Annotated in this window: 22 protein-coding genes; 9 read left to right on the plus strand and 13 right to left on the minus strand. The window is 65.2% G+C overall.

What is annotated here, in order from left to right:
• Window positions 1-213: 213 nt before the first annotated feature.
• Both GIW81_RS02205 and GIW81_RS02210 read right to left on the minus strand, forming a co-directional pair.
• Window positions 214-876 carry a hypothetical protein gene (locus tag GIW81_RS02205; RefSeq protein ID WP_154737712.1) on the minus strand — a complete coding sequence of 221 codons (663 nt, stop codon included), beginning with the start codon at window positions 874-876 and terminating at the stop codon, window positions 214-216.
• 82 nt (window positions 877-958) lie between these two features.
• On the minus strand, window positions 959-1,642 hold the full coding sequence (locus tag GIW81_RS02210) for a hypothetical protein (RefSeq protein WP_154737713.1): 684 nt from the start codon (window positions 1,640-1,642) through the stop codon (window positions 959-961).
• 281 nt (window positions 1,643-1,923) lie between these two features.
• Here GIW81_RS02210 and GIW81_RS02215 point away from each other — a divergent pair, with 281 nt between their 5' ends.
• Together GIW81_RS02215 and GIW81_RS02220 are read left to right on the plus strand one after the other, a co-directional pair.
• Window positions 1,924-2,970: a DUF937 domain-containing protein gene (locus GIW81_RS02215; RefSeq protein ID WP_195930313.1), complete on the plus strand. Its 1,047-nt coding sequence runs from the start codon at window positions 1,924-1,926 to the stop codon at window positions 2,968-2,970.
• A gap of 366 nt (window positions 2,971-3,336) precedes the next feature.
• The gene (locus GIW81_RS02220; RefSeq protein WP_154739460.1) at window positions 3,337-4,008 is read left to right on the plus strand and encodes a class I SAM-dependent methyltransferase; all 672 of its coding nucleotides are present in this window, start codon (window positions 3,337-3,339) and stop codon (window positions 4,006-4,008) included.
• A gap of 105 nt (window positions 4,009-4,113) precedes the next feature.
• On the opposite strand, the gene GIW81_RS02225 is transcribed toward GIW81_RS02220, so the two are convergent.
• The gene (locus tag GIW81_RS02225) at window positions 4,114-4,281 is read right to left on the minus strand and encodes a hypothetical protein (RefSeq protein WP_154737715.1); all 168 of its coding nucleotides are present in this window, start codon (window positions 4,279-4,281) and stop codon (window positions 4,114-4,116) included.
• A gap of 226 nt (window positions 4,282-4,507) precedes the next feature.
• Complete coding sequence (ettA, locus tag GIW81_RS02230) at window positions 4,508-6,169, minus strand: energy-dependent translational throttle protein EttA (protein WP_324614866.1); 1,662 nt, start codon at window positions 6,167-6,169, stop codon at window positions 4,508-4,510.
• Between the two features lie 365 nt (window positions 6,170-6,534).
• On the opposite strand from ettA, the gene GIW81_RS02235 reads away from it, so the two are divergent.
• Window positions 6,535-6,867 carry a hypothetical protein gene (locus tag GIW81_RS02235; RefSeq protein ID WP_154737716.1) on the plus strand — a complete coding sequence of 111 codons (333 nt, stop codon included), beginning with the start codon at window positions 6,535-6,537 and terminating at the stop codon, window positions 6,865-6,867.
• Window positions 6,868-6,937: 70 nt separating this feature from the next.
• Here GIW81_RS02235 and GIW81_RS02240 read toward each other — a convergent pair whose 3' ends face one another.
• Together GIW81_RS02240 and GIW81_RS02245 are read right to left on the minus strand one after the other, a co-directional pair.
• The gene (locus GIW81_RS02240) at window positions 6,938-7,666 is read right to left on the minus strand and encodes a CPBP family intramembrane glutamic endopeptidase (RefSeq protein WP_210251895.1); all 729 of its coding nucleotides are present in this window, start codon (window positions 7,664-7,666) and stop codon (window positions 6,938-6,940) included.
• Window positions 7,666-8,667, minus strand: a complete 1,002-nt coding sequence (locus GIW81_RS02245) for a mitochondrial fission ELM1 family protein (protein WP_154737718.1) — start codon at window positions 8,665-8,667, stop codon at window positions 7,666-7,668. Before GIW81_RS02245 ends, GIW81_RS02240 begins: the two co-directional genes overlap by 1 nt.
• A gap of 180 nt (window positions 8,668-8,847) precedes the next feature.
• Here GIW81_RS02245 and GIW81_RS02250 point away from each other — a divergent pair, with 180 nt between their 5' ends.
• Window positions 8,848-9,327 (plus strand): Lrp/AsnC family transcriptional regulator, encoded by a 480-nt coding sequence (locus GIW81_RS02250; protein ID WP_154737719.1) that lies wholly within the window; start codon window positions 8,848-8,850, stop codon window positions 9,325-9,327.
• Between the two features lie 86 nt (window positions 9,328-9,413).
• Here the strand turns inward: GIW81_RS02250 and greA are convergent, their stop codons facing one another.
• The 5 genes from greA to carA form a co-directional block, all read right to left on the minus strand.
• Window positions 9,414-9,887, minus strand: a complete 474-nt coding sequence (gene greA / locus GIW81_RS02255) for a transcription elongation factor GreA (RefSeq protein ID WP_154739462.1) — start codon at window positions 9,885-9,887, stop codon at window positions 9,414-9,416.
• Between the two features lie 114 nt (window positions 9,888-10,001).
• A complete protein-coding gene (gene carB, locus GIW81_RS02260; RefSeq protein WP_154737720.1) occupies window positions 10,002-13,340 on the minus strand; it encodes a carbamoyl-phosphate synthase large subunit in 3,339 nt (1,112 codons plus the stop codon).
• 127 nt (window positions 13,341-13,467) lie between these two features.
• Complete coding sequence (locus GIW81_RS02265; protein WP_195930315.1) at window positions 13,468-14,166, minus strand: hypothetical protein; 699 nt, start codon at window positions 14,164-14,166, stop codon at window positions 13,468-13,470.
• A gap of 43 nt (window positions 14,167-14,209) precedes the next feature.
• Window positions 14,210-14,845: a hypothetical protein gene (locus GIW81_RS02270; protein ID WP_154737722.1), complete on the minus strand. Its 636-nt coding sequence runs from the start codon at window positions 14,843-14,845 to the stop codon at window positions 14,210-14,212.
• A 193-nt stretch (window positions 14,846-15,038) separates the two neighbouring features.
• Complete coding sequence (carA, locus tag GIW81_RS02275) at window positions 15,039-16,235, minus strand: glutamine-hydrolyzing carbamoyl-phosphate synthase small subunit (RefSeq protein ID WP_229309057.1); 1,197 nt, start codon at window positions 16,233-16,235, stop codon at window positions 15,039-15,041.
• Window positions 16,236-16,630: 395 nt separating this feature from the next.
• Between carA and GIW81_RS02280 the strand changes: the two genes are divergently transcribed.
• From GIW81_RS02280 to bla, 5 genes are all read left to right on the plus strand, one after another.
• Window positions 16,631-17,080 carry a GatB/YqeY domain-containing protein gene (locus tag GIW81_RS02280; RefSeq protein ID WP_154737723.1) on the plus strand — a complete coding sequence of 150 codons (450 nt, stop codon included), beginning with the start codon at window positions 16,631-16,633 and terminating at the stop codon, window positions 17,078-17,080.
• A gap of 124 nt (window positions 17,081-17,204) precedes the next feature.
• Window positions 17,205-19,115 carry a DNA primase gene (dnaG, locus tag GIW81_RS02285; protein ID WP_154737724.1) on the plus strand — a complete coding sequence of 637 codons (1,911 nt, stop codon included), beginning with the start codon at window positions 17,205-17,207 and terminating at the stop codon, window positions 19,113-19,115.
• A gap of 209 nt (window positions 19,116-19,324) precedes the next feature.
• Window positions 19,325-21,364 (plus strand): RNA polymerase sigma factor RpoD, encoded by a 2,040-nt coding sequence (rpoD, locus tag GIW81_RS02290; protein ID WP_229309058.1) that lies wholly within the window; start codon window positions 19,325-19,327, stop codon window positions 21,362-21,364.
• Between the two features lie 220 nt (window positions 21,365-21,584).
• Window positions 21,585-22,274, plus strand: coding sequence for a ParB-like protein (locus GIW81_RS02295; RefSeq protein WP_267873825.1), 690 nt, complete (start codon window positions 21,585-21,587; stop codon window positions 22,272-22,274).
• A 197-nt stretch (window positions 22,275-22,471) separates the two neighbouring features.
• Window positions 22,472-23,353, plus strand: coding sequence for a class A beta-lactamase (gene bla / locus GIW81_RS02300; RefSeq protein ID WP_154737726.1), 882 nt, complete (start codon window positions 22,472-22,474; stop codon window positions 23,351-23,353).
• 137 nt (window positions 23,354-23,490) lie between these two features.
• On the opposite strand, the gene GIW81_RS02305 is transcribed toward bla, so the two are convergent.
• Both GIW81_RS02305 and GIW81_RS02310 read right to left on the minus strand, forming a co-directional pair.
• Window positions 23,491-23,949: a hypothetical protein gene (locus GIW81_RS02305; RefSeq protein WP_154737727.1), complete on the minus strand. Its 459-nt coding sequence runs from the start codon at window positions 23,947-23,949 to the stop codon at window positions 23,491-23,493.
• A 299-nt stretch (window positions 23,950-24,248) separates the two neighbouring features.
• Window positions 24,249-25,112: an SDR family NAD(P)-dependent oxidoreductase gene (locus tag GIW81_RS02310; RefSeq protein ID WP_154737728.1), complete on the minus strand. Its 864-nt coding sequence runs from the start codon at window positions 25,110-25,112 to the stop codon at window positions 24,249-24,251.
• Window positions 25,113-25,255 lie beyond the last annotated feature (143 nt).

The following is a 25,255-nucleotide window of genomic DNA, read 5'->3' on the forward strand; positions in this document are numbered from 1 at the left end:
CGCCTCTTAGCGGAGAGCGTGCCCTACCGCCAGGGGCGAAACCTGCTGGCCTCCCGTTCCGCCCCGCATAGGGTTCCTTTTTGTCGTTCTCGGCTTTACCCCCAGCAATCTCCGCGCGGTCGGGAGTAAATTTCGACATGGATCCTCGGGGTCATGCTGAAAGCATGCCTCCGGCATGTCCCGAGGATGACAGGTTAGGTCGAAACCCAGCCGTCAGTCCCGCTTGGTGTTGGACGCTGACTGCCAGTCGGCGCTGTACATCGGCAACGTGCGATCGTTGAAGGCGCGCGCGTCGTAGAAGAGCAGCGAGCGGTCGAACTTGACCGTTGGCTTGGCGTTGCCCTCCGCCACGTCGAAGATCAGCTCGAAGCTGTACTGCCCCACCGCTTCGATGAGCTGGTTGGGCTTCTGGTCGTCGCCACGCGTGTAGAACAGCACCTGTTCGGTACGGCTCGACCGCCCGGCGAGCGACAGCGGCGCGAACGGCTCGTAGGCGCCGGTGCGCGTGCGCTCCATCGTCCAGCGGCCAAAATCGGCGGCATAGAAGTGCTTGGTCTGCTTCGTGCGCGGATCGGTGACGGCAAGCTGCATCGACAGGATCGTCGCCGTGCGCGCGCCCTCGTTGGTCAGCGTCACCGGCACGGCGATCATCTCGAAGTTCGAGTTCTGGTAGGGTGCCGCATACTGGATGACTGGGGGCACGAAGATCTGCACGTCGGCCTGTTTGAGCGATGTTTCCCACAGGCTGTAACCGGACATCAGGAGAGCGAAGAGCGACAGAACCGCCGCGAGCTTGCCGCCCTCGAATGCCGATACCCCGTGCGCCGCAACCTCAGCCGGATCCACTCCCCGCACCCGATCCGCGAACCTAACCATCTCATTCCCCCTCTACGCAAAGCTTAGAGGATCGCCATTGGCAGGTGATCTGGGCTGCCCTGTGGCAGGCCGCCGTGTGACGTCAGCGCTCGCGAACGTAACGAAACGACAGTCCCTGCAGCTCCGTGATCGGCGTATCCGTGTACGTCATCTCCAGCGCGTCGCCGTCGACGCGCAGCGGCACGTCGGCGAAGCGCTTCTTGCCGAGATCGCCGGCGGTGAGGCCGAACACGTAGGCCTTGTTGTTGTCCGCGGGCGCTGCCACGTCGATCGACTGCGGCGCGATACTGAACATGCCGAGCCCCAGCGAGATCGCTGACGGCGCGCTCTTGCAGTCGACAGCGAAACCGCCCGCCTGGGTCACGCCGGCGGACTTTGTGACGCCGTCGCAGGTGACACCGACGTCAACGCCGGCGATCGGCTGACCGTTCTGCGCTTCGACGATCACGTCGTAGGCGCCCGCCTCGCTCGCCTGCATCCGCTTGAAGGAGAATGTCGGCCGCTTGTCGTAGGCGGGAGTGGTCGCGATCACCGCGCCGTCGGCGACGCGCCAAGTTCCTTCCGCGGTTTCGTCGTAGGCGCCATAGGCGAGGAAATATTCGAACTTGCCGTCGGGCGATAAACGGATGCACGAGCCGACCTCGTGCACACCCTGCAGGCAATAGCTGCCGGCCACGGCGGTCGCTTCCTCCGCATGGGCGGGCGGCGCCAGCATGCAAGCTGCGGTCACCAATAGGTGCAGAGCTGAAACGCGAAGGCTGTTCATGATGCCCTCCCCTTGCCGACAGACCTAGCATGGAGCCAGGGCCGGCGGCCATCACGGTGATGCGCCGGCTCGGCAGGCAGATGCGGGCAAACTGCGCACGCAGCCCCACCCAACGTTAACTAGACGCGGCTAAGGCATCCGACACGCGAGCATGTGCGGGTGTATCGAAATGCACCCGTGGGTCAGCGGGAATGCAGACGACAGAGGATCTACGCCACGACGTCACGGCCAAGGCGAATGCGCTGGCCGCGGGGGGACCACCTCAAACAAGGGAGAGTCTCATGGCTACGACGAATATCGTCTCACTCATCACGCAATTCATCACCCCGGAAATGGTCGGGCGCGTTTCCGCTGCGCTGGGAATAGATCGCGCGACCTTGCAAAAGGCCTTCGGCGCCGCCGTTCCGGGTGTCCTCGCCGCGATCACATCAGTTCTTGCAAGGCCGGGCGGAGCCGGCAAGATCGAGAACGCCATCAATCAGCAGCAGCCGGGGCTTCTCGCCAACATCGGCAGCGCGCTGGGCACCCCGCAGCAGACAAGCGCGATCGACACAGGGCTGAGCTCCCTGTCGTCGCTCTTGGGCGGCGGCAACACCTCGGCGCTCGCCAACGCGCTTGGCAAATACGCCGGCCTCGGCGATAGCGGCGCCAAGGGTCTCCTCGGTCTGCTTGGCCCAATGGTCATGGGCGTCCTGGGTCAGCAAAGCGGCACTGGCGGCGGCATCGCGCAGGTTCTCGAATCCCAGAAAGACAATATCGCCCGCGCACTGCCTTCTGGCTTTGCAAACTACCTGAGCGGCACAGGCTTGCTCGACCAGCTCCCGGGCGCGGTCACCTCGCAGGCCACCGGAGCGCGCTCGGCGTATCGTCCAGAGAGTTCGCGTCCGACCAACTGGGTGCTGCCTGTCCTCGGCACGCTCGCACTGCTGGGTCTCGGCTGGTACCTGATCAGCCGCCCGAGTGATCGCACAACCACCGCCGACACCACGCCAACCACGCAAATGCAAGCCGAGACGCGCGCGCCCGGTGAAACGGCCTTCATGGTCGCCGAGCAGGATATCGGCAAGTGGATGCATCGGCCGGTCTTCAGCAGCGACAATACAAAGGTGGGCGAGATCGTCGAGCTGAGCCGTGGGGCGGACGACCGCGTCACCGATCTCTACATGGACGCCGAGACCTCGCTCGGCATCGGCGGCCAGCGTTACCGCGTCACCGCCGACAAAATCCGCGAGGTGAAGCCCGACGGCATCGTGCTGACACTCAGCGAAGCGGATGTGAAGGCGATGGCCCCAGCTGCCGATCAGCCCGCTAGCCAACCGTCACCGTAACATGAAGGCAGGGCGCGATCCGCCTGCAAGCGGATCGCGCCCTGTTGATTGTCTTGCCGTCAGGCGCGCGCGAAGCGCTTACCCTGGCAGACGTGGCGCTTGCGCGACGGCGCGACACACACCGCTGTGCAATCTGCCGCTCGTTGCGCAACTGGGGTTGATTTGACCACCTCTCGCAACATATAATGTTGCATGAGACGCGATAGCCGACTGTCGGGTGTGCTTCATGTTCTGCCTCACTTGGCGGAACACCGCGATCCTGTCGCTCGGCGACGTGACGCTCGCCATGTTGAGCGCCGACGTGCGCCGTCGGCACCTGGCCCGCACCCCTAACAAAAAGAGGAAAACGGCATCGTGAGCGGCCACATGGGGCACTTCTCCGATTCTTCGTCCGTGGCTCGTTATGCCGAAGGGCCGCGGCGGTTGGTGCCGGGCCTCGAGGCTTTGCATCGGATGACTTTGCTGCTGCTCGCCGAGCGCGCGCCGAAGGATGCGCGGGTGCTCGTCCTCGGCGCGGGCGGTGGGATGGAACTCAAGGTCTTCGCCGAAGGACAGCCGGGATGGCGGTTCGATGGAGTCGATCCATCTGCCGCGATGTTGAAACTCGCGGAGGAAACGCTCGGCCCGCTCGCCGCGCGGGTGTCGCTGCACGAAGGTTATATCGAGAGCGCGCCGGAGGGACCGTTCGCCGCGGCGACCTGTCTCCTCACCCTCCACTTTTTGAGCCAGGAGGAACGGCTGCGCACGCTGCAGGAAGTGCGACGCCGGATGCAACCGGGTGCCCCGTTCGTGGTCGCGCATCACAGCTTTCCGAGAGACGAGGCCGGTCGCGAGCGTTGGTCATCCCGCTTTGCCGCGTTCGCGGTCGCATCGGGCGTAGACCGCGGGATGATGGAAGCCGGGCGCGGCTTCATTGCCCACCAACTCCCGGCGCTGTCGCCCGACGAGGACGAGGCATCGCTGCGCGCGGCCGGCTTCTCCGATGTGAGCCTGTTCTACGCCGCCTTCACCTTTCGCGGCTGGGTCGCCTACGCCTGATCACCCGAGCTCGCGCTGCGAGGCGGATCTTCCCTCTTGAGCCCCCTGAAATGCAAAACGGCGAGCCGTGAGCCCGCCGCTGCAATTACGAGTCTCGCGTGACTGTTAGCCGCCGTGGTCCTCGGCAATGCACTTGCCGGTCGCCGCATCCCAGTCATAGCCCTCGGTCTTGTTGCATTCCGCCTCGGTCGCCGGCGGCTTCGGGTCAGCAAATGCGGGAGCGACCATTGCCATCGTAGTTCCGAGCACCATCAGTGAAAGCAAGCTCTTCATTTTCGTTTCCTCCGTTGCGAGTATCGGTTCACGCGGGAAGCATTGATCAGGTGAAGCCCCGTTTCCACCGCTGGTCCACTATGTGGCAAAGCCTGTTCGAAGCCGCGTTTCATATTAGATCGGGCAAATTCGAGCTGCCGTCAGGTTTTGCGGGGCGCGTATAACTCTCCGAAAACTGGAGCATTGCGTGCCCCGACGTTTTGCCACCGGGCGCAACTGGTTGCAGCTACGCGCGCTCGAAGCGCTTGAACTTGATGCGGTGCGGCTCGACGGCGGCATCGCCCAGGCGGCGCTTCTTGTCCTCTTCGTAGGATTCGAAGTTGCCCTCGAACCATTCGACGTGGCTGTCGCCCTCGAAGGCGAGGATGTGCGTCGCGAGCCGGTCGAGGAAGAAGCGGTCGTGTGAGATGACCACGGCGCAGCCGGGGAAATCCTCGAGCGCCGCTTCCAGCGCGCCCAGCGTCTCGGTGTCGAGGTCGTTGGTCGGTTCGTCGAGGAGGAGCAGGTTGCCGCCCTCTTTGAGCATCTTGGCAAGGTGCACGCGATTGCGCTCACCGCCCGAGAGCAGGCCGACCTTTTTCTGCTGGTCGGCTCCCTTGAAGTTGAACCAGCCGCAGTAGGCGCGGCTCGACATTTCCTTCTTGTCGCCGAACTTCATGATGTCGAGGCCGCCGGAGATCTCCTCCCACACGGTCTTCTTGTCGTCGAGGTGGTCGCGGCTCTGGTCGACATAGGCAAGCTTCACCGTCGGCCCGAGCTTGATCTCGCCGCTGTCCGGCTTCTCCTTGCCGGTGATCATCTTAAACAGCGTCGTCTTGCCGGCGCCGTTGGGACCGATGACGCCGACGATGCCGCCCGGCGGCAGCTTGAACTCCAAGCCGTCGATGAGCAGCTGATCGCCGTAAGCCTTCTTGAGGCCCGACACCTCGACCACGCTCTCGCCCAGGCGCGGACCCGGCGCGATGGAGAACGACGCCTTGCCCACCTCCTCGCGCCCGGCCTCCTCGACCAGCTTGTCGAAAGCCGTGACGCGCGCCTTGGACTTGGCCTGCCGCGCCTTGGGCGAGGCGCGGATCCACTCCAGCTCGCGGTTGATCTGCTTCTGGCGCCCTTCCTCGGCCGACTTCTCGACCTCGGCGCGCTTGGCCTTCTGCTCCAGCCACGCCGAGTAGTTGCCCTTGTAGGGGACCCCCTGGCCGCGATCGAGCTCCAGCGTCCAGTCCGTGAGGTTGTCGAGGAAGTAGCGGTCGTGCGTCACCAAGATGACGCAGCCGGTGTATTCCTTCAGATAGCGCTCGAGCCACGCCACGCTTTCGGCGTCCAGATGGTTGGTAGGCTCGTCCAGCAACAGGATGTCCGGCTTCGACAGCAGCAGCCGCGTCAGAGCCACGCGGCGTTTCTCGCCGCCCGACAGCTTGCTCACCTCGGCGTCGCCCGGCGGGCAGCGGAGTGCGTCCATCGCCTGCTCGACCTGCGCTTCGAGGTCCCACAGGTTCTGCGCATCGATTTGATCCTGCAGCGCCGTCATCTCATCGGCGGTCTCGTCGGAATAGTTTGACGCGATCTCGTTGTAGCGATCGAGGATCGCCTTCTTCTCCGCCACGCCTTCCATGGCGTTGCCGAGCACGTCCTTGTTGGGATCCAGTTGCGGCTCCTGCGCCAGGTAGCCGACCTTGATGCCGTCCGCCGCCTTCGCCTCGCCGAGGAAGTCGTCGACGGTGCCCGACATGATCTTCAAGAGCGTCGACTTGCCCGCGCCGTTGAGGCCGACGACGCCGATCTTGGCGCCCGGCAGGAACGACAGCGAGATGTCCTTCAGGACCTGCTTGCCCCCCGGATATGCCTTGGAGAGCTTGTGCATGTGATAAACGTACTGCGGGTTCGCCACGGACTGCGGACTCCTCGATCGCGGGTGCGGGGGATTTGAGTTAGCGGCGTTCTAGCCGATCCGGCGCGGGCTCTCAAATGCGGCGCGGTGGCGGGGCTACCGGGTCCTCTGGGGGCGTTCAGACGCGTTCGCAGCAAAAGCCGCTAAGAACCGGCAATCTGTGGCGCTTTGGTCGCGGTTACCGACCAAACCGCCGATGTCCGCCGTTTGCCGTTGCGACCCTCGGCGGCGCCACTAGCGTGTCCCGTAGGCGGCGCGGGGGAGTTTTTGGGCGCGCATCGCCGAAGTCATTTTGAACTGCAGTAACGCAATTTCATATGCGCCGGGTCCCTGCCCCGCCGTGGCGCGCGGGAGGTAATCGGACAATGCGCAAGCTCCTCGTTCTTTTCGTCGCCGCCGCCCTCTTTGGGCTCGCCGGCGCACATCAGGCGGCCGATGCCGGACATGCCCCCAAGACCTACGTCTGCTGGGGCTCCGTGGGCGGCTTCACGGAATGCGATTGGCTGCCGCGCCACTATCGCGTCCCCGGCATCAAGCGCGCCACCTGCTGCAACGTGCGCAGCGACTCGGACCGTGTCGACTTCGTGCTGACCCGCCGCATCATCGCCGCGCTCGCCGCCCAGGGCGTGCGCACCGACACGATGGTGCCCGGCGCCTGGGCGCAGCTGCAGGCGGTCTGCAAGAAGCGCAAACACTAAAGCGAGGAGCCCATTCCGGCTCCATGCGGCGCGGCCTCGCAGCTTTTTGGCTGCGGGGCCGCTTCTGCGATCAGCGCCAGCTCAGGACGCCAACGCCGGTGAAGAAGTAGCGGCCGAGCCCCACCGTGAAGACGAGCGCGCCCCACAGCGTGTGCTCGATGAACACGGCCCAGAACGAGCGCGTCAGCGCATAGCGCCAGGCGAACAGTGCGCCCGTCGCCATGGTGCCGTAGACGGCGAGCGGCGTGCCGATGACGATATGACCCAACCCGAACAGCACGCCGTTGAGCAGGATCGCCGCCCACCACCAGTTCCCGAACAGCACGCCGTAGCGATGGAAGAAGAAGGTGCGGTAGACGAGCTCCTGCACCAGCACCGACATCAGCGGGTAGAGCAGCATGATGCGCGTGTAGGTCTCCGGCCGGTTGCGCGGAAACTCGAGGAATAGCTCGGGATGATACTGCGCGACGTAGGTGGCGACGATGCCGCCGCCGACGGCGAACGTCAGCAGGATGTAGAAGAACTGTCGGAGCGAGAAACCGCGCGTCAGCTCGCGGCGCAGCGAGAACGTGCGGTCAACGCTCAGAAACATCACGATGACCGCGAGCACCGGCAGCAGCGCGATGAACACCGGGATGCCCTCTCGATGGACGGCCTGGTCCACGGCGAACGGCGCCGCCACGTAGAGCAGCGCCATCTCGGCAATGCGCCAGGCGCGCGCCGGCCGGCTCAATTCGGGAATAGAGAGAGTACCGCCGGCGCAAAGCACATCCTCGGGTGGCGCCACGACTTTCTGCATCATCGCTTCGCCTGCCTCGCCAGCCAGCGCCGCTCCACCTCGCGCGCGATTTGATCCGCCGAAAAGAGGGGCGGATAGCTCCACTGGGGAAACTCGGCGACGCGCTCCGGCAGCGGCCGCGTCGCTCCGTGCGCCTCGAGCGCTGCGTGGAAACGACGAAACTTGGCGGAGCCGGTCGAGGGCGTGAATACCAACACAGGGCGCCCCGTTGCCGCCGCCTCGCCCGTCATGTTGACGCTGTCGGCGGTGACGACCAGCGCATCCGCCTGCGCGAGGAATTGCGGATAGGGGTTCGGCCCGTCGCCCTCCCAAAAAATACGCGGAAACGCGCGCGTCGCCTCGTCCGTCACCTCTCGCAGCCGGGCATGGGTACGTCGCGATGTCGTGACCATGAAGCTCACGCCCAAGTCTCCCAACGACTTGAGCGCCGACGCGAAGCGCATGTCGTCCCCCGGGCGGAAATCGTAGACCGCGTTCTTGCCGCCGAGGATCACCGCCACGCGCGGGCCTGGCAGCCCCGCGATGTCGGCCGGCATCGCGGCACGCAGAGCCGCCAGCCGCTCCGCAGTAAAGCCGTGGGGAGCGGTGAGCGTGGTGATGACATTGGCCCCGCGTAAGGGATCGTGCTGCGGCACCCAGATGACGTCGGCGGCGCCGAGACCGGTGCGCGTATCCAGCATCTGCAGGGTGAACGTAGCGGGCGACCGGCGCCGGATCGCGCGGAGATAGGGAACAGCCGAGCGACCCAGTCCGATGGCCACGTCCGGCCAGGGCGGCGCAAATGTCGAACCGCCTTCGCCGATACGCTCGCTCGGCGCCACCGGTCCCCACGGCGCCAAAAGCTTGTAGAGGCCGCGCGGCGCGATGGGCTTCATCTCATAGGCGAGGCCCAGTGCGTCGGCGACGCCGCGCGTCTGCGTGTCCATGCCGGCGGCGCCGGTGGTGATGACCCACGCGCTGAGACCCTGAAGCGGGCGCTGGTGTTTGGCGACTGCGTCCATGTGCTACCGCCAGCTTGTTAGCGTTGGCGGCGGCGCTGTCCATCCCCTTTTTGGGACGCAACCTGGCGATCGCCGCGCCCAAGGGTGCGGACGCTAGCCAAAGCGGCCGGCTTGGTGCAACGTCGGCCGCGCCGGCGCCGCCCCATCGGCGCCGCACGACCCCGCGGAGAGAAGTGCGCGATGGCCCTGCGCCTGGACCCCGTCGATTGGCGCATCCTCAAGGAGCTGCAGGCCGACGGCAGCATGACCAACGTCGCGCTCGCCTCGCGCGTCGGGCTCTCCGCGCCCCCTTGCCTACGGCGCGTGCGCGCTCTCGAGCAGGCGGGCCTCATCGCTGGCTACACGGTGCTGTTCGACGAGGCGGCTCTCGGCTTCGAGCTCACCGCCTTCGCCATGGTGGGCTTGCACAATCAGGCTGAGGGGGAGCTGCGTGCCTTCGAGAACCGCGCGCTCGGCTGGCCGATCGTGCGTGAGGCTTACATGCTGTCGGGCGAGAGCGACTACATGCTGAAGTGCGTGGCAAAGGACTTACCCGCGTTCCAGGAGTTCGTGCTCGGGGAGCTGACCGCGGCGCCCAACGTCGCCAGCGTGAAGACGTTTCTCACCATCCGCCGCGCCAAGCGCGAGCCGGGTGTGCCCATCACCGTCCCCGAGAAATAGCCGCCACCAACAACAATCCCGGAGAGACATGCTGGAAGCATGCCTCCGGCATGGCCCCGGGATGACAGGGACGGTAAGCCGCGCGGCTACTTCCACTCGATCTTGAGGACCTGGTAGGAGCGCGCGCCCTTGGGCGTCGTCACCTCGGCGGCTTCGCCCTTCGCCTTGCCGATCAGAGCCCGCGCGATCGGCGAGGAGATGGAGATCTTGCCGTCCTTCACGCTCGCTTCGGAGTCGCCGACGATCTTGTATTTGACCTTCTCGTCGGTGTCCTCGTCGACCAGGGTAACGGTGGCGCCGAACTTGATTGTGGTGCCGGAAAGCTTCGAGGTGTCGATCACGTCGGCGCGGCTGATGCGGTCTTCGATGTCGGCGACGCGCGCCTCGTTGAGACCCTGCTGCTCTTTTGCAGCATGGTACTCGGCGTTCTCCGAGAGGTCGCCGTGCGAGCGCGCTTCGGCGATAGCCTGAATGATACGGGGGCGCTCTTCCGATTTAAGACGCTGCAGCTCGGTCTCGAGCGTGCGGTAGCCCTCAACGGTCATCGGGACCCGTTCCATGGTCATTCCCTAACATCTCCCTTCGGCCTGGCAGGGCTGCCAGGACCACCGACACACTCGTTGCTGCCAACGTGTGAAATGGACCGCCTGCCGGCTGGAGGCGGTCCCGATGGATTAGGATGGGTGGTTCACGAAGCTTTGCAAAGGGGCCACCTGCAACGTGCCCGCTTTCAGGGCTCGAATGGCCCTGGTGACCGCCACCGCACCTGCCACGGTTGTATAGTACGGGATATGATGAAGCAAGGCGGTGCGCCGGATATCCTTGCTATCTGCCAATGCCTTGGCGCCCAGCGTGGTGTTGAAGACGAGGTGCACGTCGCCGTTTTTCATGGCGTCGACGATGTGCGGCCGGCCCTCGAGAACCTTGTTGATAGCTTCGCAGGTAATGCCGTTCGCCTCGAGGTGGCGCTTGGTCCCCCGCGTCGCGATGATCTTGAAGCCCATGGCCTCCAGATCGCGCACTGGTGCGACCATCCGATCCTTGTCGGTATCCTTCACCGAGATGAAGACGGTGCCGTTCATCGGCAGCACCTGACCAGACCCGAGCTGGCTCTTGACGAACGCCATGGCGAAGTCGCTGTCGATGCCCATGACCTCGCCGGTGGAACGCATCTCTGGTCCGAGGATCGGATCGACGCCGGGGAAGCGCGCGAACGGAAACACCGCTTCCTTGACGGCAACGTGCGTGAGCTTCGGCGACTTGAGGCCGAATTGCGCAAGCGGCTTGCCGGCCATCACCTCGGCGGCGATCGCCGCGATCGGCTTGCCGATCACCTTGGCGACGAACGGCACGGTACGCGAGGCGCGGGGGTTCACCTCGAGCACGTAGACGACACCGCCCTTGATGGCGAACTGCACATTCATCAGGCCGACGACCTCCAGCGCCAGCGCCAGCTCGCGCGTCTGCCGGTCGAGCTCGGCGAGCATCGGCGCGTCGAGCGAGTAGGGCGGCAGCGAGCAGGCGCTGTCACCCGAATGAATGCCCGCCTCCTCGATGTGCTCCATGATTCCGCAAACGAATGTATCCTTGCCGTCGGCCAGGCAGTCGACGTCCACCTCCACCGCGTCCGTCAAGTAGCGGTCGATGAGCAGCGGCCGCTTGTCGGAAACGACGAGCTCCGACGGCCGGTCGAGCGTCGCCGACAGTCGCGTCACGTAGCGGTCGACCTCGGCGCCGTCGTGGACGATCTCCATGGCGCGGCCGCCGAGCACGTACGAGGGGCGGATCACAACCGGATAGCCGATGCCATCAGCCACGGCGCGCGCCTCGCCGGGCGAACGGGCGATGCCGCTCTGCGGCTGCTGCAGGCCGAGCTTGTTGATCAGCTCCTTGAAGCGGTCGCGGTCCTCGGCGAGGTCGATGGCGTCGGGCGACGTGCCGAGGATCGGTACGCCGGCCTCCTCGAGCGCGGCGGCGAGCTTCAGCGGCGTCTGCCCGCCAAACTGCACGATCACGCCCTTGAGCGTCCCCTTCGACTGCTCCGTCTTGACGATCTCCAGCACGTCCTCGGCGGTCAGCGGCTCGAAATAGAGCCGGTCCGAGGTGTCGTAGTCGGTCGACACCGTCTCCGGGTTGCAGTTGATCATGATCGTCTCGAAGCCCGCCGCCGTCAGCGCGAAGCAGGCGTGGCAGCAGCAGTAGTCGAACTCGATGCCCTGGCCGATGCGGTTGGGCCCGCCGCCGAGGATGATGACCTTCTGCTGGTCCGAGGGGCGGGATTCGCACTCCGGCGCGCCGCCGGTGAGCCCCGTCTCATAGGTCGAATACATGTAGGCCGTCGGCGCCGCGAACTCGGCGGCGCACGTGTCGATGCGCTTGTAGACCGGATGTACGCCGAGCGCCGCGCGCTTGGCGCGCACGTCCTTCTCGCTGGCCCCTGCCAGCTTGGCGAGGCGCGCATCCGAGAACCCCATGGCCTTCAGAGCGCGGAACTGTGCCGCGGACTTCGGCAGCCCGTGCGCCTGCACGCGCTTCTCCTCGTCGACGATGTCCTTGATCTGCTCGAGGAACCAAGGATCGATGCGGCACGAGCTGTGCACCTGCTCGACGTCGAAGCCGAGCCGCAATGCCTGCGCCACCTTGAGCAGGCGGTCGGGTGTCGGCACCGAGACGGCGGCGCGGATGACGTTCTTGTCGTCGCCGGCGCCGAGGCCTTCGAGTGTAATGTCGTCGAAGCCCGAAAGCCCCGTCTCCATCGAGCGCAGCGCCTTCTGCACGCTTTCGGCGAAGGTGCGCCCGATAGCCATGACCTCGCCCACAGATTTCATGGCCGTGGTCAGGACGGGATCGGAGCCGGGGAATTTTTCGAACGCGAAGCGCGGAATCTTGGTGACGACGTAATCGATGGTCGGCTCGAACGAGGCGGGCGTCGCGCCGTCGGTGATGTCGTTGGCGAGTTCGTCCAGCGTGTAGCCGACGGCGAGTTTCGCCGCGACCTTGGCAATCGGGAAACCCGTCGCCTTGGAGGCGAGCGCCGAGGAGCGCGACACGCGCGGGTTCATCTCGATGACGACGAGCCGCCCATCGGCCGGGTTGACGGCGAACTGCACGTTCGAGCCGCCCGTCTCGACGCCGATCTCGCGCAGCACCGCCAGCGAGGCGTTGCGCATCACCTGGTATTCCTTGTCGGTCAGCGTCAGCGCCGGCGCGACGGTGATCGAGTCGCCCGTATGCACGCCCATCGGATCGACGTTCTCGATGGAGCAGACGATGATGCAGTTGTCCGCCTTGTCGCGGACGACCTCCATCTCGTACTCCTTCCAGCCGAGCAGACTCTCGTCGATGAGAATCTGGCCGACCGGCGAAGCGTCGATGCCCGAGCGGGCGATCAGCTCGAACTCTTCCCGGTTGTAGGCGACGCCGCCGCCCGTGCCGCCCAGCGTGAAGGCGGGGCGGATGATGGCCGGCAGGCCGATGGTGTCGAGCGCCTTCATGGCCTCGGCAAAACCAGTCGCCGTGTCGTAGCGCGCGATGCGGCCATTCTCGTCGCGGATCGGCGGCGACGACGCGATCAAGGCACGCGGGCTTTCCAGACCGATGCGGTCCATAGCCTCGCGGAACAGCTTGCGGTCCTCGGCCTTGTCGATCGCCTCGGCCCGCGCACCGATCATCTCGACGCCGAACTGCTCCAGAACGCCCTGCCGTTCCAGCGCCAGCGCCGTATTGAGCGCCGTTTGTCCGCCCATCGTCGGCAGAAGCGCGTCGGGGCGCTCCTTCTCGATGATCTTGGCGACGACCTCGGGCGTGATCGGCTCGATGTACGTCGCGTCCGCCAGCTCCGGATCGGTCATGATCGTCGCCGGATTGGAGTTGACGAGAATGATCCGATAGCCCTCGGCCTTCAGAGCCTTACAGGCTTGCGTGCCGGAATAATCGAATTCGCAGGCCTGGCCGATGACGATCGGTCCGGCCCCGATGATGAGGATGGATTTGATGTCCGTGCGCTTGGGCATGAGGCGGCCTTTTATTCATGATCGGCGGCTTTGGCTATAGCCACAATCCGCGCACACACGGCTGCGCACCGGCTATTGACCGGTGCGCGCAATAAATAGGCGGAAAAACCGCGCGACTGCGCAGGCCCTACTTCTTCTCCGCCGGCTTGTCGACCGGCGCGCCGGGGGCCGGCGGCGCATCGACCTTGATGTCCGCCGGATACGTGTAGGTCGCCTCGAAGATCGGCTTATCGAGCTTGTCGGCGCGCGCAAAAATGCTGCGCATCGGCAAACCTGTCGTCGGATCGACATAGATCACACGCACCGGCCGGTCCGGAAGCTTCGGCTTCTCGGCGGCGCCGGGGCTCAGGTTCTGCGGACCCGGCTCGACGTTCTCGCCCTGGTAGGCAAGGAACTGCTGGTCTTGAACCGGGATCTTGCCGAGGCATTCGAAGTCGCCGAGCGTTGCACCTTCCTGGTTCTCGCCAAGTGTTTCCTGCATCTGCGCCGCCATCGCGTCGGCGACCTGTGGATGCATCGGACGCCACGGCTCGCCGTCGATGCGCGACCAGCCATCGCGGCCGATGATGACAGTCTCGACGGGCTTGGGCTCGGTGGTCGAGGTGATCACCTGGCGCATCCGGTTCGGCAGCACGTAGTCGACGGTCATGTCGACGAGGCCCTGCTCGGACAGCATCTTCGTCTTCATGCGGAAGCCGCTCGTCTTGCGCTGGCGCTCCAGCGCCGTGGCGACCTCGTCCTTGCACGCGGCGTGCGCGGCGGGGCCGGCGGCGATCAACAGGGCCATTGCCGTCAGCAACCGGCGCATCGTCTGCTTCTCCATCATACTCGTCCTCGACACATCCTTGAGCACCACGCTTCGCGTGGCTCTAGCGCATTTTCACCAGCGGCGCGTCCGGGTGATCCTCGATCTCGATCTTCTCCGGATAGTCGTACGTCGCTTTGAAGACCGTCTCCGCGTTGGGTCCGTCGCCGGCCACAATGTTGAGCGCCGGCAGGCCCGTCTTCGGATCGAGGTAGATCATGCGGTGCAGCTGCGGCGCACCCGTTGCCGCGCCCGCATCCGCCTGCTTCTCGACGCTCCGATAGGCGAGATATTCCTTCCCGTCGAGGGTCGTCGTGCCCATGCAGTCGAAGTTGCCGACTTCCTTGGGCGGATCGATGGTGGCGGCGCGCACCTGGGCGATGATGGTTTGGGCGACGGCCGGCATCAGTTCTTCCCACTTCGTGCCCTGGCGGCTGTAGGCGCGCTGGCCGTATAGCACCGTCTCGAGCATCTCCTGGCCGGGCGCCGTCACCGTCTGGCGCATGCGGTCGGGCGGCTGGTACTCAGCCTTGATCTCAACCACACCGCTGGGCGTCTTGAGCTCGGTCGTCATCGCGAAAGCGCGCGACGTACGCTGCTTGTTGAAAGCGGCGGCCACTTCGCCGCGGCACTTCTCGTCGGCCAGGGCCGGGCCCGCGAGGCCGGCTGCAAGTGCGCAGAAAAGCGCGCAACGATGCATAAGTTGCTCCTCCCACTTCGGGCCCGTTGGGCCGCTGATGGCCGTCGGGCGCCGCTTGCTTACTGTGCCTCGGGAACTTTTGCCACGCATTTGCGGCCATTCTTCCCGGCGCGCAACACTATAACGGCGGCGCCGCGCAGCGGCAGCCCCGGCGGAATTAATGTTTCGTAGGGTAAAGCGGGCCTCGCCGGGGTCAGCCGGCCTTCTGGCGGCGCATCATCTCGACGAAGCGCTCGAACAGGTAGTGGCTGTCCTGGGGTCCAGGTGACGCCTCGGGGTGGTACTGGACCGAGAACACCGGCTTGTCCTTGAGCTGCAGTCCGCAGTTCGTGCCGTCGAACAGCGACACGTGCGTCTCCTCCACCTCGCCCGGCAGCGTCGACCGGTCGACGGTGAAGCCGTGGTTCATCGAGGTGATCTCTACCTTCGCGGTGGTGTGGTCCTTCACCGGATGGTTCGCGCCGTGATGGCCCTGGCGCATCTTGTGCGTCTTGGCGCCGAGCGCCAGCGCCAGCATCTGGTGACCGAGGCAGATGCCGAAGACCGGCAGCCCCGACGACACGAGCTTCTGAATCTCGGGGACGGCATACTTGCCGGTCGCCGCTGGATCGCCGGGACCGTTGGAGAGGAATACGCCGTCCGGCTTACGCTCGAGGATGTCCTCGGCCGTGGTCGTCGCCGGCACGACCGTCACCTTGCAGCCGGCGCTGGCGAGGCAGCGGAGGATGTTGCGCTTCAAGCCGTAGTCGACGGCGACGACGTGATAGGGCGCGTTCTCCCGGCGTTCGTAGCCCTTGCCCCACACCCAGCGCATCTCGTCCCAAGTGTAGCTCTGGCCGCTGGTGACGTCGGGCACGAGATCCATGCCGTCGAGCCCCGGCCACGCCGCGGCTTCGGCCTTCAACTTGTCGATGTCGAACTTGCCTGACGGCTCATGCGCGATGACGCCGTTCGGCATACCGAGCTCGCGGATGCGCGCCGTTAGTGCGCGCGTGTCGATGCCGGCAATCGCGATGATGCCGCGCGCCTTCAGCCATTTGTTGAGATGCTCGGCCGAGCGGTAGCTCGACGGCCCGGTGATGGGCGCGCGCAGTACGGCGCCACGCACGCCCGAGCGCGCCGCGAGGTTGGAGGTTTCCGTGTCCTCGATGTTGGCGCCGACGTTGCCGATGTGCGGGAACGTGAAGGTGATGATCTGTCCGGCGTAAGAGGGATCGGTGAGGATCTCCTGGTAGCCGGTCATCGCCGTGTTGAAGCACACTTCCCCGACGGCCGAGCCGGTGGCACCGAGGCCAATGCCGGAAATGACCGTTCCATCAGCCAGAACGAGGCGGGCGGTGAGCGGCGCGTCTGCCCAGGGCGGCGGCGTATCGGCTGGCGTCGTCGTCAATGGCGGCTCCGGCGGTCGCGCGTGGCGTGGCGCTAGTGCGATGATCGAGAAACTCGCCATCATGCGCGGCGAGGTAGCGAGCGAATTTCTCGATCTGAATCACACTAGCAAAAGCGGGTTCCTCTAGTGTCCCTTATGATTCCGAAGTTCGCTCCCGGCCCCAGCAGCGAAGTTCGGCGAACTTCGGAATCGGGACACTAGGGGCGCGGGCGAAGCTCCGTGCGGACGCGAGGCAAGGGGCGGAAAACGCGCGGAACCTAGGAGATGCGTCCCCGCCGGTCAACACTAAGGCGCGCGCGGCGTGGGGGCACATATGGGTGCAGGCGGATCGCGGCGCGGCCTTGCGCTGGGCGCAGGCGCTACCTAAACAACGATCCTCACTCATGGAGGCGGCTATGCGCGACAAGATCAACGACGACCTGAAGACGGCGATGAAGGCCGGCGAGAAGGACCGCGTCGGCACGCTCCGCCTCATCAATTCGGCCATCAAGTCGGCCGACATCGATGCGCGCCCGTCCGGCAAGGACAAGGTTTCCGACGCCGACATCCTCTCGGTGCTGGCCAAGATGGTGAAGCAGCGCCGCGATTCCATCGAGCAGTTCAACGCCGGCGGACGGCCGGAGCTCGCCGCCAAGGAAGCCGCCGAGATCACGGTCATCGAGGGCTATCTCCCCAAGCAGATGAGCGACGACGAGGCGAAGGCCGCCATTGCCGCAATAATCAAGGAGACGGGCGCTGCCGGTCCGAAGGAGATGGGCAAGGTCATGGCCGCGCTCAAAGCCAAGTACGCGGGCCAGATGGATTTCGGCAAAGCCAGCGCCCTCACCAAGGAACTGCTGAAGTAGCGCCTGCGGGCCTGTGGATTACGCCCATAACCGTTTGATATTCGGCGACTGTCGCCGGGGGGCTGCACGAATCGCGTACTCACGGGGTACGTTTCGCTCCGCAGCTCGGACGGCCAAAGACCGCATGCGCTATCCGCCCAACTTCCTGGACGAAATCCGCGCGCGGCTGAGCGTCAGCTCCGTCGTCGGGCGGAAGGTAGCGCTGAAGCGTGCGGGCCGCGAATACAAGGGTCTCTCTCCCTTCAAAATGGAGAAGACCCCGTCCTTCACCGTCAACGACCAGAAGGGCTTCTACCACTGCTTCGCCACCGGCGAGCATGGCGACATCTTCGGCTTCGTGATGAAAACCGACGGCCTGTCGTTTCCCGAGGCGGTCGAGCGCCTCGCCGAGGAAGCCGGCGTGCCGATGCCGAAGCTCTCGCAGCGGGACGAGGCGCGCGAGGACGAGCGCGAGCGGCTCTATCGCATCGTCGAGACGTCGGCGGCGTTTTTCGAGGCGGCGCTGATGACCGGCCCCGGCACCGAGGCGCGCCGCTACCTGGAAAAGCGCGGACTGAGCCGCGAGACCATCGCCGCCTTCCGTCTTGGCTACGCCCCAAACAGCAAGTCCGCCTTACGCGATCACCTCGCCGCCGCCGGGTTCAAGGTCGAGGAGATGATCGCGTCCGGCATGCTGATCGGTGGCGACGACATCCCCGTCGCCTACGATCGCTTCCGTCACCGCGTCACCTTCCCGATCAGCGACCTGCGCGGGCGCACGATCGCCTTTGGTGCGCGCGCCCTCGATCCCAGCCAGCCGGCGAAGTATTTGAACTCGCCCGACACGCCCCTCTTTCACAAAGGCCAGAACCTCTTCAACGCCCACCGCGCCCGCGGCCCCGCGCACGAGAAATCGCGCATCGTCGCCGTCGAAGGCTACATGGACGTCATCGCGCTCGCCGAGGCGGGGTTCGCGGAGACGGTCGCGCCGCTCGGCACGGCGCTGACAGAGGAGCAGGTGAAGCTCCTGTGGCGCATGGCGGACGAGCCGATCCTCTGCTTCGACGGCGACGCCGCCGGCCGCAAGGCCGCGTTCCGCGCCGTCGAGACCGTGCTGCCGCTGTTGAAGCCCGGCTTCAGTCTGCGTTTCGCCTTCCTTCCCGGGGGCCTGGATCCCGACGACCTCGTCCGCCAGCAGGGACCGCAAGCCTTCGCCGACGAGCTCGGCAAGACGCGCGCCCTGTTCGACGTGCTGTGGGAACGCGAGGCGCAGGAGCAGGATCTGTCGACGCCTGAGCAGCGCGCCGCCTTCGAGGCGCGCCTCAAGGGCATGGTCGCAAAAATCGGCGACGCTGCGGTGCGCACTCACTACGAAAGCGAGCTGCGCGAGACGCTGTGGGCGCTGAACCGCACCGTCGTGCGCGAGATTGCGCGCGGGCACGGTCCGCGCCGCAGCGCCGGCGGAAGCGCCCGGCGCAACAACATCACTCCCGATTGGCGCCTGCGCGAGCGCGCCCGCCTCGGCCCTGCCGCGCAGGCCCAGGCGCCTCGCCGCGGCGCGGCTAGCCCAGAGCTTACTGCGCACGCCGAGTTCGCGTCGCCGCTCGAGGTCCTGCTTATGAAAACACTGCTCAGTCATCCATGGCTGATCGACGAGCACGCCGAGGAGATTGCCGGGCTCGGCTTCGTCTCCCTCCCCCTCGGCCGCCTGCGCGATGCCATCCTGGCAAGCCAAGCTGTGGAGAATAGTCTTGACAGCGCCCGTCTACGCTCCCAATTGAGCGGGACGAGCCTCGACAAGGTGGTTAACCTTGTGGAGCGCTCCATTACGCATAGAAGCGATCGTTTCGCAGAGCCTGAAGCCCCGCGGGCCGAGGTGGAAGCTGGCTGGCGCCACACCCTCGCGCTGCATGAGAGGCAGGTCGGCTTGCAGAAGTCGCTCGAAGCAGCCGTCCAGGCTTATCACCGGGACGGCTCCGAGGACGCGCTCGCGCGCATCTGCGAGATCCAGGGTCTGCTTGCGCGGGCAAGCGAACCGACCGTATCCGCAGACTGAGCGTTTGGTTGGCGCGGCCCTTGCGAGCGGCGGCAAGGAGACGGCTTGAAGCGGGCCTGCACGTGCGGTGCAGACCAAGGTCGACGGGGGAAATAGGTGGACGCCCGTGGGTGCTTTGCGTGCGGAAACCCAGGCGTTGCATCGATGCCGTAGTGGCTGCGACGGAATGTCGCAATAGAAATTGGCGCTGTTAGAGCGGGAACGAGCCCTTGAAAGCACAGGCCCTGAAAACGAAAGCTTCCACCGGCGGATCGCGCAGCAAGGCAGCGCCCGCGGCGAAGAACGAGGACCAGGACAAGCAGGCCGCGGAAGGCCAGGAGCGGGATAGCCCGCTGCTGGATCTCTCCGATCAAGCGGTCAAGAAGCTGCTCAAGACGGCCAAGGCACGCGGCTACGTCACCTATGACGAGCTGAACTCGGTGCTGCCGTCGGAGGAAGTGTCCTCCGAGCAGATCGAGGACACGATGGCGATGCTGTCCGACATGGGCATCAACGTCGTCGAGACCGACGAGGGCGAAGAGGCCCAGGAGGCCCCTGGCGCCGACGAGCCGGACGAGGAGGAAGGTGGCCGCGCCATCGCCACTCAGTCGGCCGTCACCACCACCAGCACCCGCTCCGAGCCGACCGAGCGCACCGACGACCCCGTCCGCATGTACCTGCGCGAAATGGGCTCGGTGGAGCTCCTGTCGCGCGAGGGCGAAATCGCCATCGCCAAGCGCATCGAGGCCGGCCGCGAGGCGATGATTGCCGGCCTGTGCGAAAGCCCCCTCACCTTCCAGGCCATCATCATCTGGCGCGATGAGCTGAACGAAGGGAAGATTCTGCTCCGCGACATCATCGATCTCGAAGCCACCTACGAAGGTCCCGAGGCCAAGCAACCGCCGCCGGCCATCGGTGGCGGGGAGCCAGAAGAAGTCCAGGCCGAAGAGGGTGGCGAGAACCGTCCCGAAGGCGAGATGGACGATGAGGACGACTACGAGAACGCGCTCTCGCTCGCGGCCATGGAGGCCGAGCTGAAGCCGAAGGTCCTGGAGACCTTCGACCGCATCGCGTCCACCTACAAGAAGCTCAGAAAGCAGCAGGACAAGAAGCTCGAGCAGCAGGTCGCCGGCGAGCAGGGCTCCAAGAAGGAGCAGAAGGCCTACGACAAGCATCGCGACGAGATCATCGTCGACGTGAAGAGCCTGTCGCTCAACAACAACCGTATCGAAAGCCTCGTCGAGCAGCTCTACGGCATCAACAAGAAGCTCGTTGGCCAGGAAGGCCAGCTGATGCGGCTGGCGGAAAGCTGCGGCGTGCCGCGCCAGGCGTTCATCGACGAGTACTTCGGCAACGAGCTCGACCAGACCTGGCTCGACCGCGTCGGCGGCCTGGGGCGCAAGTGGGGCACGTTCGTCAAGAACGAGAAGATGCGCATCGAGAAGCTGCGCGGCGATATCCACACGCTGGCTTCCGAGACCGGCCTTGAGATCCCCGAGTTCCGCCGCATCGTCAAGGCGGTGCAGAAGGGCGAGCGCGAGGCCCGGCAGGCGAAGAAGGAAATGGTGGAGGCGAACCTGCGCCTCGTCATCTCCATCGCCAAGAAGTACACGAACCGCGGCCTGCAGTTCCTCGACCTCATCCAGGAAGGCAACATCGGCCTGATGAAGGCGGTCGACAAATTCGAATACCGCCGCGGCTACAAGTTCTCGACCTACGCCACGTGGTGGATCCGCCAGGCCATCACCCGCTCGATCGCCGATCAGGCACGCACCATCCGCATTCCCGTGCACATGATCGAGACGATCAACAAGATTGTGCGCACGAGCCGCCAGATGCTGCACGAGATCGGCCGCGAGCCGACGCCGGAGGAGCTGGCTGAGAAGCTGGCGATGCCGCTGGAGAAGGTGCGCAAGGTCCTGAAGATCGCCAAGGAGCCGATCTCGCTCGAGACCCCGATCGGCGACGAGGAGGATTCGCACCTCGGCGACTTCATCGAGGACCGCAACGCGGTGCTGCCCATCGATGCGGCGATCCAGTCGAACCTGCGCGAGACGACGACGCGCGTCTTGGCCTCGCTCACCCCGCGCGAGGAGCGGGTGCTGCGCATGCGCTTCGGCATCGGCATGAATACCGACCACACGCTGGAGGAAGTCGGCCAGCAGTTCTCGGTGACGCGCGAGCGCATCCGCCAGATCGAGGCGAAGGCGCTGCGCAAGCTGAAGCACCCGAGCCGCTCGCGCAAGCTCCGCTCGTTCCTGGACAACTAGGCCGTTAGCCCCGGGGCGGCGCGCAAGCGCCGAGCCGGGGCACCCGCGGTCGCGCAAACTCCACTCGTTTTCCGGCGACAGAGCACACGCATGCAGCCGCGCGTAGCCGCGGCCGCGTGCAGGGGTCAAACCCGCGCCAGCAGGTAACGCAAATTTAACCACCATGACAAAATGATGAACCCTTGGAGCCGCCGCACCTCGGGGACTAATGCTGTCGAAAATGCGTAGACGGAACGGTACTCCACTTTCACTTGCCTGGAATGTCAGGCGAAGCGCCTGCCTCTTCCTCACTGGGAATGAGGAACCTGATTGGCGAGAGCCCGTACCGCTTGCCGAGGTCCGCCCGACGCAGATGGCCGTTGGCATGCGATCCGTCGAAGTGAAGCGCCGCAAGATCGAGCGCCACGCCGAGAGTTCGCGGAAGCTGCGCCGATTCCTTGAGAGGCGGCCCGTCCCCGCTGTGCTCGGACCGGGGGAAGACTATTACATCATCGACCACCATCATCTGAGCCTGGCTCTTTGGCAGAGCGAGGTCGATGAGGTATTCGTGCGCGTCGTTGGCGATCTGTCCGACATGCCGAAGCGCGCCTTCCTTCATGCGATGGCAGCACTCGGTTGGCTTCATGCTTATGATGCCCAGGGCCGGAAGATCTGCCCGACGCGCCTACCCGCGACGCTCGATCAACTCCAATGCGATCGCTATCGCGATCTAGCTTGGTCGGTGAGGGAGGCCGGCGGATTCAAGAAGACGTCCATCCCCTTCAGCGAGTTCGCATGGGCGAACTTCTTCCGCGACCGCATACCGGCAACTGTGCTGGCGCGCGACTTTGAGCTTGCTCACGAACGAGCATTGCACCTCGCGCACTCGCACGATGCGAGGCATCTTCCCGGAAACGTCCACTGGTCATGATTTGGGTCCCGAAGGCCGAGCGGAATCGTAACGAAATCCGGTCCTGGTCTAGAGCGGACAATTCCTGGCCTAAACCAACCCCCAGCACCTCAGTGCACGACTGCGACCGCGCCGCCGCGGAGTTCACGTCGCATTTGCCACTTCAGCCCGATCGCCGGTGGCTATGCTCCCGGCCGTTGTCGTTCTGAGGAGAAGAAATGTCTGCACTGATCTCGCGGCGCTCGGTTCTATCGAGTGCTCTAGCCATCGCTGTCTTGCACGTCACGGAGGCCGGGGCAGAGCCTTCACCGATCGACCTCAATGCCCGGCTCGCCGAGATCGAAGCTGCCGCGCAGGGCCGTCTCGGGGTTGCCATTCTCGATACGAAGACGGGAGAGCTTTTTGGCCGGCGCGAATTCGAACGCTTTCCCCTGTGCAGCACGTTCAAGGTGCTGGCCGCAGCGCTGGTGCTGCAGCGGGTCGACAGCGGCGAGGAGAAACTCGACCGGCGCGTCGTCTTCAGCGCGAACGACGTCGTTGAATATTCGCCCGTTACGAAAGATCGCGCCGGTGCTGAGGGCATGACCATGGCGGAGCTCTGCACCGCCGCCATCACCCAGAGCGACAACACGGCTGGCAATCTGATGCTGGCGAGCTTCGGCGGCCCGGAGGCGCTCACCCAATGGCTGCGTACGCTCGGCGACGCAGCGACACGCCTCGACCGCACCGAGCCGGCGCTCAACGAGGTGCCACCCGGCGACCCGCGCGATGGGACCACGCCACGCGCGATGGCTTACACGCTGCAGCGCATCTTGCTTGGCAACGTCCTGTCGAAAAGCTCAGAGAAGCTGCTCATCGGCTGGCTCACGGCCAACACGACCGGTGGTGCGCGCCTGAGAGCCGGGCTGCCCGCGGACTGGCGCGTCGGCGACAAGACGGGCACGGGCGCCCGCGGCGCGACGAACGACGTCGCCATCGTCTGGCCACCGGATCATCCGCCCATCGTCATCGCCGTCTATCTGGCGGACACGGAAGCGCCGATTGATGTGCGGAACGCAGCGATCGCCGACGTCGGGCGCGCCACTGCCGCGCTGTTCTGACGGGCGGCTGATGCAGCCGGTCTCGCAACGTCGTGGGGCGTCACGCAGGAGGTATCAGCTCGACCGTATGCTGTCTGACCTCATCGACTTTCGCCGGTGTCTCGCGATAGCGCGGATGCCCGATCACTAGACGCGGGTCAGCGTTGCCCAGACGTCGAGCCGGAAGGGCCCCACCCAATCCACTGGCCGAAGAATAACGCCGAGCCACTTGCGACCACACCCAAGATAGCCGTCAACAGCAATGAGGGCACATCCGCCGATCGCACCACGAGATACAAGAGAGTAGACACCGTGGCGATGAACACGAACGCGGCGACCCCTAGCGTTGCCAACTTGACGTAGGTGTCCAGCCGTTCCTTGCGGCTAGACTCCAGACGCTGATGCAGGTGCATGCAAAGCTGCTCAAAGCCCGAAAAATAGAGCGGAGGTCCTCCGACTTGCTCAAGAACAAATCTCGTCTTGAATTCGCCCTCATCGAGAACCCAGACCTCCCAAATCGCGTCCCCGGACAGGGTGTTTGGCCCCCAGACGCCTTCGATTGATCCAGCTTCTTTGCCAACCGCGAGGGTCTTCACCTCGGTTTCCGTAAGGCTCATTGCAATATCCCCATTAAATCAACAGGAACGGAACGCAGGAAATCTGCCAATTTGAATCGTGATGCGCACTCAAGCCGGAACTATACCATCGGTCGCACTCGCCGTCCGACTGTTGGCTGGCCGTTGCGCGCCTCGGCAACAAAGATCTTAGGATTACCGAGAACCTGATAACCGCCGTCCCCATCCTGGAGACGGGCGGCGAGCTCGTCATCCGTGCGCGGCACCTCGACCGTATGCCCTCCGACCTCAGCGCCTTTCGGCGGCTGTCTCGGGATCACGCCCGGCCGCACGAACTCAGGTCAGCTGACCTTGGCCGCGTCGCCTCCCGTCGCGGCGAACTCTGCTCCCGTCACAAGTGCCGCCGCGTCTGAGGCAAGGAAGACAGCGACAGGGGAGATGTCTTCCGGCTGCAGCCAGCCAACTTGCAGCGGGACGGTCGGGGCTCGCGCGTCCCAGGCCTCCTGCGCCGTTGGATATGCGGGTGATGGTCGGTTCGATTGCGCGATCGCCGCGCGGTAGCGCTGCTCGTTGTGAGTGAGCGCGGTACCGACCAGACCGGGCAGGATGGCGTTGACGGTAATATTGTAGGCACCGAGCTCCAACGCCGCGGACTTCATCAGGCCGAGGATGCCCCACTTCGACGCCGAGTAGGCGGCACCGTCCTTCGTACCCATGCGTCCCTGCATGGACGCAAGCAAGATCAACCGGCCCTTCTTGCGCGCGGCCATCTTCGGACCGAAGGCGCGAACGGTGTTGGCGGTACCGTTGAGATTATTCTCGATCTGGTCGTGCCAATCGTTGTCCTCCATTTCCATCAGCGGCTTCCAGCCCTGTATGGCAGCGTTGGCTACGACGATGTCGATCTTGCCATAGGCGGCCTCGACCTGATCGGCGATCCGGCGAAGCGCGGCGATGTCGCGAATATCGGCTTTGATCGCCATGGCGCGGCGGCCGTAGTGCTGGATGCCGGCAACGGTTTCGGCGAGCTCCGCTTCCGTCGCGGGGATCGCATCAGCGGTCGGGCTCACCGGCCCGGCGATGTCGAGCGCAACGACGTCGGCGCCGTTTGCCGCAAACTCGACGGCGATAGCGCGGCCGATTCCACGCGCGGCGCCGGTGACGATCGCGACCTTTCCTGCAAGGGATGATCCTCGACCGGGCATGATCGCACCCGCCGACCGCTCCGGCGGCGGTACAGGTAGGGGCCGGCGACTGGCTCGGCTACCGGATGTATGTCGCTGGGCATCGTCTTCCCTTGCGCTAAGCCACGGTCAAGCGATCCCCGAATGTCATCCAACCCCATTAA

Origin of the sequence: Hyphomicrobium album (assembly GCF_009708035.1) — a bacterium.
Classification (GTDB): Bacteria; Pseudomonadota; Alphaproteobacteria; order Rhizobiales; family Hyphomicrobiaceae; genus Hyphomicrobium_A; species Hyphomicrobium_A album.